The 14808-nt window shown below is 61.6% G+C and carries 16 protein-coding genes; 10 read left to right on the top strand and 6 right to left on the bottom strand.

The annotated features are described in order from the left end of the window. Positions 1-2: 2 nt before the first annotated feature. Both rpsR and rpsF read right to left on the bottom strand, forming a co-directional pair. Positions 3-230 carry a 30S ribosomal protein S18 gene (rpsR, locus tag K3752_RS10225; RefSeq protein WP_005608650.1) on the bottom strand — a complete coding sequence of 76 codons (228 nt, stop codon included), beginning with the start codon at positions 228-230 and terminating at the stop codon, positions 3-5. 28 nt (positions 231-258) lie between these two features. Next, a complete protein-coding gene (gene rpsF / locus K3752_RS10220; RefSeq protein WP_093962413.1) occupies positions 259-612 on the bottom strand; it encodes a 30S ribosomal protein S6 in 354 nt (117 codons plus the stop codon). A gap of 280 nt (positions 613-892) precedes the next feature. Here rpsF and K3752_RS10215 point away from each other — a divergent pair, with 280 nt between their 5' ends. Together K3752_RS10215 and K3752_RS10210 are read left to right on the top strand one after the other, a co-directional pair. Then, positions 893-1402, top strand: a complete 510-nt coding sequence (locus K3752_RS10215) for a hypothetical protein (RefSeq protein ID WP_244952357.1) — start codon at positions 893-895, stop codon at positions 1400-1402. Between the two features lie 127 nt (positions 1403-1529). Beyond that, positions 1530-2102 carry a YceI family protein gene (locus K3752_RS10210; protein WP_093962996.1) on the top strand — a complete coding sequence of 191 codons (573 nt, stop codon included), beginning with the start codon at positions 1530-1532 and terminating at the stop codon, positions 2100-2102. Between the two features lie 64 nt (positions 2103-2166). On the opposite strand, the gene K3752_RS10205 is transcribed toward K3752_RS10210, so the two are convergent. Beyond that, positions 2167-3396, bottom strand: coding sequence for a cytochrome b/b6 domain-containing protein (locus tag K3752_RS10205; RefSeq protein WP_260063171.1), 1230 nt, complete (start codon positions 3394-3396; stop codon positions 2167-2169). 172 nt (positions 3397-3568) lie between these two features. Between K3752_RS10205 and fabD the strand changes: the two genes are divergently transcribed. The 7 genes from fabD to mltG all read left to right on the top strand — a co-directional run bounded on the left by fabD (position 3569) and on the right by mltG (position 9897). After that, positions 3569-4507, top strand: coding sequence for an ACP S-malonyltransferase (fabD, locus tag K3752_RS10200; RefSeq protein ID WP_260063170.1), 939 nt, complete (start codon positions 3569-3571; stop codon positions 4505-4507). A 41-nt stretch (positions 4508-4548) separates the two neighbouring features. After that, on the top strand, positions 4549-5286 hold the full coding sequence (gene fabG, locus K3752_RS10195) for a 3-oxoacyl-[acyl-carrier-protein] reductase (protein ID WP_260063169.1): 738 nt from the start codon (positions 4549-4551) through the stop codon (positions 5284-5286). Between the two features lie 210 nt (positions 5287-5496). After that, positions 5497-5730 (top strand): acyl carrier protein, encoded by a 234-nt coding sequence (locus K3752_RS10190; protein ID WP_005982462.1) that lies wholly within the window; start codon positions 5497-5499, stop codon positions 5728-5730. Between the two features lie 138 nt (positions 5731-5868). Continuing rightward, a complete protein-coding gene (locus K3752_RS10185) occupies positions 5869-6408 on the top strand; it encodes a GNAT family N-acetyltransferase (RefSeq protein WP_170366317.1) in 540 nt (179 codons plus the stop codon). A 123-nt stretch (positions 6409-6531) separates the two neighbouring features. Further along, complete coding sequence (locus K3752_RS10180; RefSeq protein ID WP_170358746.1) at positions 6532-7275, top strand: HisA/HisF-related TIM barrel protein; 744 nt, start codon at positions 6532-6534, stop codon at positions 7273-7275. A 195-nt stretch (positions 7276-7470) separates the two neighbouring features. After that, complete coding sequence (gene fabF / locus K3752_RS10175) at positions 7471-8736, top strand: beta-ketoacyl-ACP synthase II (RefSeq protein ID WP_170338075.1); 1266 nt, start codon at positions 7471-7473, stop codon at positions 8734-8736. Then, a complete protein-coding gene (mltG, locus tag K3752_RS10170) occupies positions 8737-9897 on the top strand; it encodes an endolytic transglycosylase MltG (RefSeq protein WP_260063168.1) in 1161 nt (386 codons plus the stop codon). A 116-nt stretch (positions 9898-10013) separates the two neighbouring features. Here mltG and K3752_RS10165 read toward each other — a convergent pair whose 3' ends face one another. Together K3752_RS10165 and K3752_RS10160 are read right to left on the bottom strand one after the other, a co-directional pair. Continuing rightward, the gene (locus tag K3752_RS10165; protein ID WP_170340027.1) at positions 10014-11264 is read right to left on the bottom strand and encodes a DEAD/DEAH box helicase; all 1251 of its coding nucleotides are present in this window, start codon (positions 11262-11264) and stop codon (positions 10014-10016) included. 309 nt (positions 11265-11573) lie between these two features. Continuing rightward, positions 11574-11873: a hypothetical protein gene (locus tag K3752_RS10160; protein ID WP_260063167.1), complete on the bottom strand. Its 300-nt coding sequence runs from the start codon at positions 11871-11873 to the stop codon at positions 11574-11576. A 736-nt stretch (positions 11874-12609) separates the two neighbouring features. Between K3752_RS10160 and K3752_RS10155 the strand changes: the two genes are divergently transcribed. Beyond that, on the top strand, positions 12610-13836 hold the full coding sequence (locus K3752_RS10155; protein WP_170366767.1) for a DNA-packaging protein: 1227 nt from the start codon (positions 12610-12612) through the stop codon (positions 13834-13836). Here K3752_RS10155 and K3752_RS10150 read toward each other — a convergent pair whose 3' ends face one another. Continuing rightward, positions 13837-14679: an SDR family oxidoreductase gene (locus tag K3752_RS10150; RefSeq protein ID WP_260063166.1), complete on the bottom strand. Its 843-nt coding sequence runs from the start codon at positions 14677-14679 to the stop codon at positions 13837-13839. Positions 14680-14808: the final 129 nt, after the last annotated feature.

The raw sequence follows: 14808 nt of genomic DNA, 5'->3' as shown, positions 1-14808 counted from the left end.
CCTTACTTCACGGCGTAGGGCAGCAGGGCGAGGAAGCGGGCGCGCTTGATGGCGCGGGCCAGTTCACGCTGCTTCTTTGCCGAAACGGCGGTGATGCGCGAAGGCACGATCTTGCCGCGCTCGGAAATGTAGCGCTGCAGCAGACGGGTGTCTTTGTAGTCGATCTTCGGCGCGTTCTCGCCCGAGAACGGGCAGACCTTGCGGCGGCGGAAAAACGGTTTTGCGGCCATGGTTTGGTGTCCTTTCCTCAGGCGTTGATCAACGGCGCTCGCGGCGGCCATCGCGCTCATCGCGCTTCTGCATCTGGACCGAGGGGCCCTCGGGATGTTCGTCGACCTTGATGGTCAGAACGCGCATCACGTCTTCATGCAGGCGCATCAGGCGCTCCATTTCCTGAACGGCGCCCGACGGAGCGTCGGTCTTCAGGAAGGCATAGTGGCCCTTGCGGTTTTTGTTGATCTTGTAGGCCATCGTTTTGACGCCCCAGTACTCGCTGTCGACGATCTTGCCGCCGTTGTCAGCCAATACGGTGCCAAAGTGTTCGATCAGGCCCTCGGCCTGCGCGTTGGACAGATCCTGACGCGCGATCATTACATGCTCATACAGTGGCATGTTCACTCCTGTTTATATCAAGGCGCATTTCATAGGCGGGGCCAGCAACCCTTCGCGACCCTGCCACGAGAGGCTGCGCGGTTCATGCGTATTGCGAAGGATGGCCCCGTATACACGTTTCTGGATGGGGGGCAAGCCCTGCCATGAATGCCTTTCTCACGCCGCCCAATTACCTTTGGGCCGCCCAAATCCTGACGCTTTTCGGCTTGAGGTTGTTTGCAAGCCCGGCGTTACCCGGGGGGTCTCAAGAAACTTGGACAGGGCAAAAGCGATGGCCGTCATGAACACGAACACATTTCAACAGTCCGCAGCCGGCGCAGCATACGACAAATCCGTGCCCGTGCTTATTTCCTTTGCACCGAATTGGAAGGCCCGGTTGGTCCTGTTCCGTGTGCTGGGTGCATTTCTGATCGTATCGGCCTTTTCGATGTGGCTGATGCCGGGTTCGGTCATCGGGGCCGACGTCTGGACCATCAAGCTGGTCGCGTCGCTGATGTTCCTGATCCTCGGGGTGAGCCTGCTGACCATCGAGGTTCTGGATCCGCGTCCCGACGCATATTTCGACCCGATCCGCCGCGAAGTTCGGGTGCTGCAGAAGAACGAAAACGGGCGTCCGCAGACCGTGCTGCGCCGCAGCTACGATACGTTGGGCGGAGCGCGGTTCGTGGACGACCAGGTTGAACTCTTTGAAGTCGATGGCAGCCTTCTGATGAAGCTGCCACTGGAATCGGCGGATGTCAGCCGAGCGCTGAAAGGGCAACTCAGCGGAAGCGTAACAATTTTCGCCTGAATTTTATTCTGTTCATTGAGGAACAGAATTTGTGAGAGAATGAAGGTTGTGTGCCGCCCATGGGCGGCACATCTTTGTTTTGGAGCAACCCAACCGGTTTGCGCTTTGAAAACTTTCGGAGATTGTCATGAAATCCACCCTTATTGCAGCAGCACTTGCCACGGCGGCGACCTCGGCCATCGCGGCCCCGGAAAAGTACGTTCTGGACCCGAGCCACAGCCAGGTTGTTTTCAGCTACAACCATCTTGGCTTTTCGACCACCACCGGCATGTTCTCGGGTTTCGAGGGCGAAATCATGTTTGATCAGGAAGATCCTGCAGCGTCGAGCGTGACGGTTTCGATGCCCGTGGTCGAGATGATCACCGGCTGGAAGCCCCGTGAAGATCATTTCATGTCCGAAGATTTCTTCGCGGCGACCGCCGAGGAAATGGTGACATTTACCTCGACCTCGATCGAGGTGACGGGTGAGAACACCGCAAAGATCACCGGGGATCTGACCTTGAATGGAGTGACCAAGCCAGTGGTGCTGGACGCCAAGCTGAACCAGGTCGGCGAGCATCCGATGGCGGGCAAGCCTTGGGCCGGGTTCGATGCCACCACCACCCTGGTGCGCAGCGATTTCGAACTGGGCAAGTTCGCGCCTTTCGTCGGAGATGAAGTTGCCATCGCGATTTCGATCGAGGCGCAGAAGGCCGACTGATCCGGGCTTCAGAACTAAAGAAACCGCCGGTGGCCGATGCCCCGGCGGTTTTTTTGTTATCGGCTTACTGAGCGTTGCGTGTTGCCGTCAACTCGACCGAAACGGTGACGGCGAAGGCCAGCGAATCCTCTTTTGGCATTGACTGGCCAACCCCGAAGTCGAGGCGGTTGAGATCCATCGCGCCGGACATTTTGGCAGTCTCGCGTTGGATGTCCAAAGAGAAGGGCAATACAACGTCCAGTGTTTGATCGCGGATGGTCAGCGGACCCCTTGCTTCATACCCCGTCTCGGTTTTGTAGATCTCCGCATCGAATTGGGCCGTCGGGAATTGCGCCTTGTCGAAGAAATCAGCCCCCATGGCCTGATCCGTCACGGTACCCAGGCTCAAAGATCCGATGGAGACCGTTACCTCTACCGACCCGGCCGGACCGGGTTCGACGGGGTCGTCAAAGGTGATTGCGGCGGTCCAGTCTGAAAACTGACCGGTAACCGGGTTGCCCAGTTGTGTGATCGTGATGGCAAGCGTGCCTTCTTCCACCTGCCAATCCGATTGAACGGCCGCCAACTCGGCCGTTGCAACCTCGGCATCAGGCTTGTCTGAAAAACTGCCGGTCAGCAGGCCGGCTGACAGAACGCCAACCCAGACAAGCCCAGCAGCTGCGGCGGGAACCATCGAGTGCTTCTGTTCCGGCGGAACCGGCGCAGAGGACGCCCCGGGCAACATTCGCCGCAAAGTACTGTCCTTGTCGATGACGTGGTGTTTCAGTGCTCCGGCGATGTGCAGGGTCAAAGCTGCGACGAGAACCAGCATGAAAAGCCAGTGCAGCGTTGCCATCACCTCGGCCAGATGCTCGGACTTCGGCACCAGTGGCAGGTTCTGCCCAAATGGCCAAAGGATGGGCGCGAAGCCTTCGGTGGCAGCGTGGTCGATCCAACCAGACAGCGGAACCAGAACCAAGGACCCGTACAGCAGCCAATGGACCGTCTCGGCCGCAAAGGCCTCGGGCTTGTTGTCGGCGTTCAGCAGTCCGGGCTTGGTTTGGGTGAGCGACCAGAGAATGCGTGCCAGCGCAACGAAGAAGACGGTGATCCCAACGGTTTTGTGCAGGGAAAACAGCCGTGCGGCTTGGGCAAGATCGGCCTCGGTGGTGGGGATGGTCGGGTCATAGATTGCATGGGCCAGGTTGTTGGCGAACCACCCCAACGGCAAGGCGGTGAAGATCAACAATGCGGTCAGCCAGTGGAATGTCTTGGTCACGCTGCCATAGCTGACATTGGTGTTGGTTAGGGACATCGATCTTGCGCTCCGGGTTTTCTGCTGAGGCCAAGGTAACCGTGTGACGCACATAGACAATAGCGTGTGGCGCACAGACCCGGTGCCGTCACGCAGAGTGCAGGCAGTGCTTGTGCCGGACCCTCACTCGGTTTACACCCCGGCGCAACCTAACGTCATCCAAGAGGTTGCAATGACACTTGCGTTCGTTTTTCCGGGGCAGGGCGCCCAGACCATCGGCATGGGCAAGGCGCTGGCCGACGCTTATCCGGCCGCCAAGGCCGTGTTTGACGAGGTGGACGAAGCGCTGGGCGAAAGCCTTAGCAGCCTGATCTGGGATGGCGATATCGAGACCCTGACTCTGACGCAGAACGCGCAGCCGGCGTTAATGGCCACATCGATGGCGGCGATGCGCGCGCTTGAGGCCGATGGGGTCGATGTGACACGGGCTGCCTTCGTGGCCGGTCATTCGCTGGGCGAATACTCGGCTCTCGCCGCGGCCGGCGCGCTGAGTGTCGCGGACACTGCTCGCCTGCTGCGCACCCGCGGTCAAGCCATGCAGAGCGCCGTTCCAGTGGGCGAGGGCGCGATGGCCGCGATCCTGGGACTGGACCTCGACGCCGTTCGTGCCGTGGCCGAAGAGGCCGCACAGGGCGAGGTGTGCCAGGCTGCCAATGACAATGACCCCACGCAGGTCGTGGTTTCGGGTGCCAAAGCCGCCGTTGAACGCGCCGCTGAAATCGCCAAGGAAAAGGGCGCGAAGCGCGCTGTGATGCTGCCGGTCAGCGCTCCGTTCCATTGTGCCCTGATGCAGCCTGCCGCGGACGTGATGGCCGAAGCTTTGGCGGGTGTCGAAATCAAGGCGCCGGCGGTTCCTCTGGTTGCCAATGTCCGCGCCGAGGCGGTCACCGATCCCGACCTGATCCGGCAATTGCTGGTCGAACAGGTTACCGGTTCGGTTCGGTGGCGCGAATCCGTTCAGTACATGGTGGCGCAGGGTGTGACCGAAGCGTGGGAGATCGGTGCGGGCAAGGCTCTGTCGGGCATGATCCGCAAGATCGACCGGTCCGTGGCCTGCTCCGCCGTTGGCACGCCGGAAGACGTTAAAAAAGCGCTGCAGGCAGGCGATTAACTCTAAGCTGGTCCGACAGGACACTCGAAAAGGATACCGGTATGTTTGATTTGACTAGAAAATGCGCCCTAATCACCGGGGCTTCAGGCGGGATCGGGGGCGAGATTGCACGCACCTTGCACGCCGCAGGGGCTACTGTTGGTCTGTCCGGCACGCGCGTCGAACCGCTGCAGAAGCTGGCGGATGAACTGGGCGAGCGCGCTCATGTCCTGCCGTGCAATCTGGGTGATCCCGAGGCCGTGGCCGCGTTGCCGAAACAGGCCGCCGATGCCATGGGGTCCGTTGATATTCTGGTCAACAATGCAGGCATCACCCGCGACAACATCTTCATGCGCATGTCCGACGAGGAATGGCAGAGCGTGATCGACGTGAACCTGACCGCCACCGCCAAGCTGTGCAAGGGCGTTCTGCGGGGCATGATGAAGGCGCGCTGGGGCCGCATCATCAACATCTCGTCCGTTGTTGGTGCAACCGGCAACCCGGGTCAGGTGAACTATGCCGCGTCCAAGGCGGGCATGGTCGGCATGACCAAGTCGCTGGCCTACGAGGTCGCGAGCCGTGGCATCACCGCCAATGCCGTCGCGCCGGGTTTCATCACGACCGCGATGACCGACAAGCTGACCGATGAGCAGAAATCCGGCATCCTGACGCAAGTTCCCGCCGGTCGGATGGGCGAGCCATCTGAAATTGCGGCGGCCGTTCTGTACCTTGCAAGCCCCGAAGCGGGCTATGTTACCGGAACCACCTTGCATGTGAACGGCGGCATGGCCATGTTGTAGGCGCAGCCAGGGGCAGATGCGAAAGCGTTTGCCTCTTGCGTCGTCTGTGCTATAGGCGGCGCATGTAATCAGGGGCCGGTCGTTCAGGTCGGCCTTCTACTTTCCCGGAGACCCGGGACCCAAACCGCCCGGATCGGGCAAACCAAGGCCACCCCGAGCGGGCAAGGGCAGAACCGGGCAGACCGCCCTGAAATGGAATGAGGAATAGACATGAGCGACGTCGCAGATCGCGTTAAAAAGATCGTTGTTGAGCACCTGGGTGTTGAAGAGGACAAAGTCACCGAGAACGCGTCCTTCATCGACGATCTGGGCGCGGACAGCCTGGACACCGTTGAGCTGGTCATGGCTTTCGAAGAAGAGTTCGGCATCGAGATCCCCGATGATGCAGCCGAGACCATCCAAACCTTCGGCGACGCCGTGAAGTTCATCAGCGAAGCTTCCTGATCGCTTTGAATTTGACCGAAAACGGCGCTTCCGGGCAACGGAAGCGCCGTTTTTTTTTGCCCGCTCGAATTCCCGCTTGCCTCGTGGAAAATCGGTTTGCACTGTTTGCGATGAGGCAACAAAACACCGGGTAAGGGCATGAAAAGATCCGCCCCGATGATCAACACCGCGCGCCTGATGATGTGCGCAATGCGTCCCGAGGACTTTGAAAGGTTCGCGGAGATTTGGCGCGACCCCTGCGTGGTGCGCCATATCGGCGGCAAACCCCGTACCCGTGGCGAGGCGTGGGACGCGTTCCTGCGCAATGCGGGACACTGGCAGATGGCTGGGTTCGGGCAATGGGCCGTGTTCTTGCAGGCGAATCGCAAATTGATAGGTCAGGCCGGGTTCTTTTACGGCAACCGCTGTCTGGGAGAGGATTTCGACACCTTCCCCGAGGCCGGTTGGGTGTTGGCGCCCGAGGCGCATGGCCTGGGATACGGGCACGAGGCCGTTCAGGCCGCGCATGACTGGTTCGACCGGATCATGCCCGGGCCCTTGGTGTCGATGATTGACACGGATCATAAGGCCTCGCAAAAGCTGGCGGCCAAGCTTGGATATAAATTGCTGCGCGAGACAGAGTATCGGGACAGCCCGGTGAAACTGTTTCGACGCGACGGCCCTCCGGCCCGGAACTGAAACGCTTCTTTTTTTGCGGTGCCGCAAACGGATCGTCGTTTGCCGAAACTGAGAAACGCGAACCTGCGCGCGACCAGTATGCTATCATGGATATCCGGAACGATTGAGCGGAGGAGTGTGCTCATGAGGGTTTATCCTACAATGGAATTGCAGAGCGGCCGCTGTGTCACGCTGGACAAGGGCCGTCTGGACGAACCGATGATCTGGCATGTCGATCCGGTGGAAACGGCCCAAGGCTGGGCCGCCGCAGGTGCCGAGTGGATGCACCTGACCGATTTCGATGCGATCGAGGGGCGGGACACGAACTCTGCGCTGGTCGAACAGATCATCCGCAGCGCCGAGCTGCCTGTTCAACTGGCGGGCGGGTTCCGCTCGCGCGAGCAGGTCGAGCGTTGGATCGACAAAGGGGCAGGCCGCATCGTGATCGGCACCCTGGCGGCGCGTGATCCTCATCTGTTCAAAGAGTTGGCCAAGCTATACCCAGACCAGATCGTGTTGGCCGTGGACGTGTGGCAGGGCTACGTGATGACCGACGGCTGGCGGACCCAAAGCGCGTTCACCCCGGAGGCTTTCATCGAAGCGTTTGCCGATGCTCCGCTGGCTGCCATTCTGGTCACCGATATCGACAGCGACATGGTGGATGTCGAGGCGCAGCTGGGCCTGATTTCGGGGCTGGCCGCGCATTCGCGCACACCGGTGATCGCCAGCGGCGTCGTGCGCAGCAGCGACGACATCTCGCGTCTGGCCTACATTCCCAATATCTCGGGTGCGTTGGTCGGACGGGCGCTGTTCCGCAAGACGGTCGACCTGTCCGAGGCATTGGCGGTAGCCAAAACCGCCCATGAACCAGTGGCACAGTTCCAGTAACGCGGCCTAATCCGTCCGAGCCGCCCCCGACAGGTCGTCGGGGGCGGCTCGTGTGGTTCTGCTTTGGCCGCGCGCCGTGTGCAGCGCGGAGGCAGGCGGCAAGCTGCCGGTGCGGAATACGCTGTTGCTCTTGCCCCCGGACCCCGGGCCGGGGTATGAGCGTTTCTCAAACAGGAAGCAGGCAAGAGGCATTTCATGCGCAGAGTCGTTGTAACCGGTCTGGGATTGGTCACTCCACTGGCCAGTGGGGTCGAGGAAACCTGGTCGCGGCTGCTGGCCGGAGAGTCAGGTGCCGGCCCGATCACCTTGTTCGATGCCGAAGCCGCAGGGGTCACCACGACCTATGCCTGCGAGGTGCCCCGCGGTGACGGGACCAACGGGACCTTCAACCCCGATGACTGGATGCCGCCCAAGGAACAACGCAAGATCGAGGATTTCATTCTGTATTCGATCGCTGCGGCAGAGATGGCCTGCAAGGACGCCAACTGGCTGCCCGAGGACGAGGAAGAACGTCTGCGCACCGGCGTTCTGATCGGGTCGGGCATCGGTGGTCTGGGCTCGATCGCGGAAACCGCCAACCTGATCCGTGACAAGGGCCCGCGCCGCGTGTCGCCGTTCTTCATCCCGGGCGCGCTGATCAACCTGGCCTCGGGTCAGGTCTCGATCCGCTTTGGCTTCAAGGGTCCGAACCATTCGGTGGTGACCGCCTGTTCAACCGGTGCCCACGCGATCGGCGATGCCAGCCGCATTATCCGATCGGGCGATGCCGACGTGATGATCGCCGGCGGCGGAGAGGGCTGCATCTGCGAGATCGGGATTGCCGGTTTCAACGCCTGCAAGGCGCTGTCGACCAAATATGCCGACAACCCAAAGGCCGCCAGCCGCCCCTATGACGTCGACCGCGACGGTTTCGTGATGGGCGAGGGCGCCGGTATCGTGGTTCTGGAGGAATACGAGCACGCCGTGGCCCGCGGCGCCAAAATCTATGCCGAGGTTCTGGGCTATGGCATGTCGGGCGATGCCTATCACATCACGGCTCCGGCCGAGGATGGCGACGGGGCGGAACGTTCGATGAAGGCAGCGCTACGCAGCGCAGGGCTCGAACCGAAGGATCTGGACTATATCAACGCGCATGGCACCTCGACCATGGCCGACACGATCGAACTGGGGGCCGTTGAACGGCTGCTCGGCGAACATGCCAGCAAGGCGACGATGAGCTCGACCAAATCGGCCACCGGCCACCTGCTGGGGGCTGCAGGTGCGATCGAGGCGATCTTCTCGATCCTTGCGATCCGCGATCAGGTCGCCCCGCCGACGATCAACCTAGACAACCCAGCCGTGGAAACGCCGATCGACCTTGCTCCGAATGCCAAACGCGAGCGGGAAATCAACGTGGCGCTGTCGAATTCATTCGGCTTCGGTGGCACCAATGCCAGCGTGATTTTCGGGAAAGCATCGTAAATGTGGCGGGCTCTGGCATCCAATGCGCTGACCTTTCTTGTGGTCGCCATGTTTCTTCTTGGCGGTCTGATCCTTTGGGGGCAGTCGCAGTACAAGGCCGAGGGCCCGCTCGATACCGCCATTTGCCTTCGGGTGAAGGGTGGTTCGAACATGAACAAGGTCAGCCGTGACTTGGAGGATCAGGGCGCGATCAGCAGCGCAACGATCTTTCGTATGGCGGCAGACTACACCGACAAGTCACAGCAGCTGAAAGCGGGTAGTTTCCTGATCCCCGAAGGCGCTTCGATGGCGGAAATCATCGACGAAGTCACCCGCAGCGGCGCCAGCACATGCGGAACCGAGGTCGAGTACCGCATCGGTGTGACCCGCACTCAGACACGGGTTCGCGAGCTGGACCCTGCAACACTGAATTTCGTCGAGGTCGCATCTTTTGTCGTTGGTGAGGACGAAGCCCCTGAAGTCTATCAGGAAAAGCGGAACCAAGCCGATACGCGATACCGCGTGTCCTTGGCCGAAGGTGTCACCAGTTGGCAGGTCGTTGAGGGGCTGAAGGCGGTGGATGCCTTGACCGGAGAGGTCTCGGAAATTCCGCCTGAAGGCATGTTGGCCCCGGACAGCTACGAAATCTCACCCGGAGATGAGCGAACGGCTTTGCTGCAAAAGATGCAGGACCGGCAGCAAGAGCGGATTGCGCGGGTTTGGGAGACGCGTCAAGACGGGTTGCCCCTGTCCAGCCCCGAAGAAATGCTGATCCTCGCCTCGATCATCGAGAAGGAGACAGGCATTCCGGAAGAGCGCGGTCAGGTTGCCAGTGTCTTTGTGAACCGCCTGAAGCAAGGCATGAAGCTGCAGACAGATCCCACGGTGATCTACGGCGTGACCAAGGGTCAGGGTACGCTGGGCCGAGGCCTTCGCCGCAGCGAGCTTCGGCGGAACACGCCCTGGAACACCTATTTGATCGACGGTTTGCCGCCCACGCCGATTGCCAACCCGGGTCTGGCCAGCTTGCAAGCTGCCGTTGCTCCCGACGAGACCGACTTCGTGTTCTTCGTCGCAGATGGAACCGGCGGCCATGCCTTCGCCAAGACGCTGCAGGAACACAACCGAAACGTTGCCAAATGGCGTGAGATCGAAGCCGAGCGGAACAATTCGGGTAACTGATCCGCTCGTTGGTCGAGAGCAGAGCCAGCATGAATCAGGCGGACAACTCGCCTGAGAAATGAAAAGTCAAAATCCTGGAAAAAGACTGCGCGCATGGAGACATGCGCGCAGTTTTTTTATGCGGCCGATTTTCGGCGCGGACGGCGCCGACGGTTGGCGGGGCCATTTGTGCCCTGCGGTTTCGGGCCACGGCGTCGATTGCGCTGGCGATTGCCGGGCTTGGCGGCCTCTGCGGCTTCGGGTGCCGCTCCGCTGGCGACCGGGATCTCGATCTTCATCAATTTCTGAATTTGACGCAGCAGATCAAATTCATCCGGTGCGCAGAAGGCGATGGCCTCACCTTCGCGACCGGCCCGAGCGGTGCGGCCAATGCGGTGCACATAGTTGTCAGGAACGTCCGGCAGGTCATAGTTGATGACATAGGCCACCCCTGGAATGTCGATGCCACGGGCTGCCACGTCGGTGGCAACCAGAACTGTGATCTCGCCGGCGCGGAAGGCCTTGATGGCGCGATCCCGCTGGCCCTGGCTCTTGTTGCCATGGATCGATGCTGCGTTGTAGCCGTCGGCCACCAACCCTTTCATCAGCTTTTCCGCACCATGCTTGGTCCGGGAGAACACAAGCGTCAGGGCGTCGGTATCACGCGAAAGGATCTCGCGCAGCTTGGCGGGTTTTCCCGGCTTTTCAACGAAATGCACCGACTGGGTGATCTTGTCGGCCGCCTTGCCCGGAGGCGAGACCTGCACCCGTTGCGGGTTGGTCAGGTAGGCGCGGCTGAGTTCCTCCATCTGCTTCGGCATGGTGGCCGAGAACAGCATGGTCTGGCGCGGAGTGCCCAGTTGCGGCGCGATTTTGCGCAGAGCGTGGATGAAGCCGAGGTCCAGCATCTGGTCGGCCTCATCCAGAACTAGGTGCCGAACCGAGCCGAGATCGACCGCGCCACGTTCCATCAGGTCGATCAAACGACCGGGGGTCGCGACAAGAATATCGGTCCCACGCGAAAGAAACATGATCTGTTTGTTGATCGACTGTCCGCCGACAACTGTGGCCACACGCAGTTTCGTCTTTTTGGTAAGCGTGCGGAGGCTTTCAGCGATCTGGTTCACCAGTTCGCGGGTTGGGGCGAGGATCAGCGCCTTGGCGGTTTTGGGTGCCGGTTTGCCGGGCTGCGCCAGAAGGTGGTCGATCAGCGGCAGGCCAAAGGCCAGCGTCTTGCCGGTGCCGGTCTGTGCAAGGCCCAGAATGTCATGTCCTTCCAAGGCCAACGGGATGGCCTGGTTCTGGATCGGTGTGGGTTGAGTGAAATTTGCGCGCTCGAGCGCGTCGTTCAGTGCCGGCGCGAGGCCGAGCATGTCGAAATCGAACAAGTCGTCTTCCTTTGTAATCCGCGCCGGCATTGGCCGTGCGCGAACAAGAGTAGCTGGCCGTGCGGATTGCACGACCGGCAGGGAGTGTGCGCAGCCTCAGGATTTGCGGGCGAGTCCCGCAACATCCGGCTTTTGCGTCAAGAACCCTGCGTGAATGGGAACTGGGAAAATTGGGCGCTATCTCGGACCTCGGTTCAGTCCGCGTGCTCACGCGGCAGCGCTGTGGCGTAGATGAGCGCTGCTGAGGCGAATGTCAAGCCGACACCGGCAGGCAAAGCTGCCGGTGTCCTGTTCGTTGCAAATGGATGGTCAACGACGAGGCGTCGGTGCGGCGGCAGCCAGCGCCTTTTCGACTGCCTGTGTGGTGGAGGGGTGCCCGGCCTTGGACAGGCACGAAGCAATTATACCCGCGTCAGGGCGCTCGGGGCGCTTGCCGGGCTTGGGACGATCGCCCAGGCAGCTTTGGAGCGCAGATTGCGGAATGCCAATCTCGCTGGCGATCTTGCCAAGATCAGGTCCGCGGTGCCCTGTCTGAGCCTGCGCCACTGTGCCGAAGAGCATCAGGCCTCCCAGACAGATTACCGAGACATAGCTGAGGGGATGGTACATTTTTTGTCCTTCAGAAATTTTTCGTATGCTTGCGGTTCTTGGTGTTTATGCAGATTGCGTGTGCAATCCGTATTTGAAACGCACGACGGAAATTACTCCGTCGCGGAAATCTTGCCGATCACAGAATTGGTTGCGGTCACTGATCTGGATTAGGATTTTGTTAACACTGGCAGTGCGTTACTTGTTGCGCGTTGTTGCGTCGGAGCTTGACTGAGCGCCCGATTTCGCGTATAAGTTGTGTCATGCTAGAAGAAGTGGGCAACGGCCCCGGGGCGACCCGGCGGCCGTTTTTCATTTCTCTCGTGCGGAGATCACTCACGCATGAGGTCACAGGCAAATATGACTTTGATTACCCCGGAAGAGCGGATGTCCCGGACGGCCGAGCTGTTGCAGTCGTTGGAGGTGTCCATTCGCGGTTTGCGGCAAGCGGCGGAAGACCTGCGCAAGCGGATCGAGACCGGGGAGGATGCAGACCTGGCGAGTTCAGCCAGACAACTCGGGCAGCTAGAGGGGCTGATCCGAAGTTGCCAGAAAGTGGAGACAAGCTTTGTCGAACAATGTCACAGACAAGCGGGAATTGCCCAAGGGGGCTATGCGCTCGACCTGGAGCGGGCCCGATCTGAGATCGGGTGCCGATTGGCTCGCCTCCGCGCCTGCTGCGGTGCGGGACAGGTTTCTGAGTGAGATCGGGGAGGGAGGGCTATGTGCCCTCCCTTTCCTGTTCGAGTTCTGGGCGCTGCCGCATCAACTGCCGCCCGAGGGCGACTGGCGGTCTTGGGTTATCATGGGCGGGCGTGGCGCGGGCAAGACGCGGGCCGGGGCAGAGTGGGTGCGATCCGTGGTCGAGGGGGCCAAGCCGTTTGATGAGGGTGAGGCCCGGCGCGTGGCGCTGGTGGGTGAGACCTTTGACCAGGTGCGGGACGTGATGATCTTTGGCGACAGCGGAATCATGCAGTGCTCTCCGCCTGACCGGCGACCGCAGTGGAAGGCGTCGGAACGCAAGCTGGTCTGGCCCAACGGTGCCGAGGCACAGGCCTTTTCGGCTCATGACCCCGAGGGGCTGCGGGGGCCGCAGTTCGATGCGGCTTGGGTGGATGAGCTGGCCAAGTGGAAAAAGGCAGGCGAGACCTGGGACATGCTGCAATTCGCGCTGCGACTGGGCGAGCGGCCGCGGGTCTGCGTGACCACGACGCCGCGCAACGTGAAGGTGCTGAAGGACCTGTTGGCGGCACCGTCGACGGTGATGACCCATGCGCCGACCGAGGCGAACCGGGCCAACCTGGCGGAGTCCTTTTTGCAGGAGGTGCGCGCGCGTTATGCGGGCACCCGGCTGGGGCGGCAGGAGTTGGACGGGGTGCTGCTGGCCGATGCCGAGGGGGCGTTGTGGACTGGCTCGATGCTGGATGCGGCGCGGGTCAAGGCGGTGCCCGAGCTGGACCGCGTGGTGGTGGCGCTGGACCCGGCGGTGACGAGCGGATCGGGCGCGGATGCCTGCGGGATCGTGGTGGTCGGCGCGCAGGTGCAGGGGCCGCCCGAGGACTGGCGCGCCTATGTGCTGGCCGACCGGACGGTGCAGGGCGCTGGCCCGGCGGGCTGGGCGCGCGCGGCGATCGACGCGATGGACGAGTTCGGGGCCGAACGGTTGGTGGCCGAGGTCAACCAGGGCGGGCAGTTGGTGGAAGAGGTGGTGCGGCAGGTGGACCCTCTGGTTCCGTTCCGGGCCGTGCGGGCCTCGCGCGGGAAGGTGGCGCGGGCCGAGCCGGTGGCGGCGCTCTATGAGCAGGGGCGGGTGGTCCATGTGGCCGGGTTGGACGCGTTGGAGGAACAGATGTGCCAGATGACCGCGCGGGGGTTCGAGGGGCAGGGCTCGCCCGACCGGGTCGATGCGCTGGTCTGGGGACTGCATGAGCTGGTGGTGGGGCCGGCGGCGGTCTACCGGCGGCCGCGGGTGCGGGTTTTGTGATCAGCCCTTGGGTTTTTCGAACTTTGCGAAGGCCTCGGCGTAGTCGGGATGCCAGCGTGAAAGGGCGGGGCGGTTGTGGATGATGTCCTCGGCGGCCCATTGAACGCGACGGCGGTCGCGTTCGGCATCGACGTCGTTGTCAGGGCAGAGGATGTAGAAATCGCCTTGGGCCATGCGGTCGAGGAAATAGTCGACGGTCTGCTCGCTGGTCCAGGCGGCGGCCGGTTTTTCGGGCAGGAATGACGCGACCATGCCGGTATAGGTAAAGCCCGGAACGAAGAGATGCGCGGTGATCGGTGCGCCGGCCTCGCGCAGCTCGTGCGCGAGCTGTTCGGTCAGCGTTTTGACGGCGGCCTTGGACACGTTGTAGCCGGGGTTGCCCGGCGGGGAGGTGATCCCCTGCTTTGACCCGGTGTTGATGACCACGGCCGGGCGATCGGCCCCGATCATGCGGGGCAGGAAGGCGTGGATGCCGCGCAGGACCCCCAGAAAGTTCACGTCGAGAATTTTCTGCCAGTTGTCGAATGACTCCCATGTTTTCGTCGGCAGGCTGATCCCTGCATTGTTCATCAAGACGGCAACCTGCCCTGCGGCGAAAGCTGTGTCGGCCAGGTTTTCCATGTCGGCTGGCGAGGTGACATCCGTCGGCACCGCGCTGATGTTTACCGCGTCAAGGCCTGCCTTCAGGTCTTCCGTTGTTTCGTCGAGCGCCTGTCCCGGAAGGTCGGCGAGTATGACGTTCAGCCCGGCTTGGGCAAAACGCTGTGCCGCGACGCGCCCGACTCCGCTGGCGGCGCCGGTCACGACGGCGATCCCGCCGGTTTTCACTGCGCTTGCATACATGACTGGCCCCTCGTGATGCTCAAATGCATAAGGTAGCGCATTTCCGTCGGAAGCCGAGATTTATCCTTCGGTCACACGTTCCAAAGCCGTTGCACAACCGCCGTACGCCCCATTCCCGAGGCCTAAAGA

It is taken from the genome of Ruegeria sp. B32, from assembly GCF_025141855.1.
Classification (GTDB): domain Bacteria; phylum Pseudomonadota; class Alphaproteobacteria; order Rhodobacterales; family Rhodobacteraceae; genus Ruegeria; species Ruegeria arenilitoris.
The sequence above is the reverse complement of the archived record's forward strand: the minus strand, read 5'-3'. Positions and strand labels throughout refer to the sequence as shown.

What these genes read in the sequence shown, in the direction of transcription:
- fabD (WP_260063170.1), top strand. Translation starts at nt 3,569, where the DNA reads ATGACACTTGCGTTCGTTTTTCCGGGGCAGGGCGCCCAGACCATCGGC.
- K3752_RS10150 (WP_260063166.1), bottom strand. Translation starts at nt 14,679, where the DNA reads ATGTATGCAAGCGCAGTGAAAACCGGCGGGATCGCCGTCGTGACCGGC.
- K3752_RS10185 (WP_170366317.1), top strand. Translation starts at nt 5,869, where the DNA reads ATGAAAAGATCCGCCCCGATGATCAACACCGCGCGCCTGATGATGTGC.
- fabF (WP_170338075.1), top strand. Translation starts at nt 7,471, where the DNA reads ATGCGCAGAGTCGTTGTAACCGGTCTGGGATTGGTCACTCCACTGGCC.
- K3752_RS10160 (WP_260063167.1), bottom strand. Translation starts at nt 11,873, where the DNA reads ATGTACCATCCCCTCAGCTATGTCTCGGTAATCTGTCTGGGAGGCCTG.
- rpsR (WP_005608650.1), bottom strand. Translation starts at nt 230, where the DNA reads ATGGCCGCAAAACCGTTTTTCCGCCGCCGCAAGGTCTGCCCGTTCTCG.
- mltG (WP_260063168.1), top strand. Translation starts at nt 8,737, where the DNA reads ATGTGGCGGGCTCTGGCATCCAATGCGCTGACCTTTCTTGTGGTCGCC.
- fabG (WP_260063169.1), top strand. Translation starts at nt 4,549, where the DNA reads ATGTTTGATTTGACTAGAAAATGCGCCCTAATCACCGGGGCTTCAGGC.
- K3752_RS10180 (WP_170358746.1), top strand. Translation starts at nt 6,532, where the DNA reads ATGAGGGTTTATCCTACAATGGAATTGCAGAGCGGCCGCTGTGTCACG.
- K3752_RS10190 (WP_005982462.1), top strand. Translation starts at nt 5,497, where the DNA reads ATGAGCGACGTCGCAGATCGCGTTAAAAAGATCGTTGTTGAGCACCTG.
- K3752_RS10215 (WP_244952357.1), top strand. Translation starts at nt 893, where the DNA reads ATGAACACGAACACATTTCAACAGTCCGCAGCCGGCGCAGCATACGAC.
- K3752_RS10205 (WP_260063171.1), bottom strand. Translation starts at nt 3,396, where the DNA reads ATGTCCCTAACCAACACCAATGTCAGCTATGGCAGCGTGACCAAGACA.
- rpsF (WP_093962413.1), bottom strand. Translation starts at nt 612, where the DNA reads ATGCCACTGTATGAGCATGTAATGATCGCGCGTCAGGATCTGTCCAAC.
- K3752_RS10210 (WP_093962996.1), top strand. Translation starts at nt 1,530, where the DNA reads ATGAAATCCACCCTTATTGCAGCAGCACTTGCCACGGCGGCGACCTCG.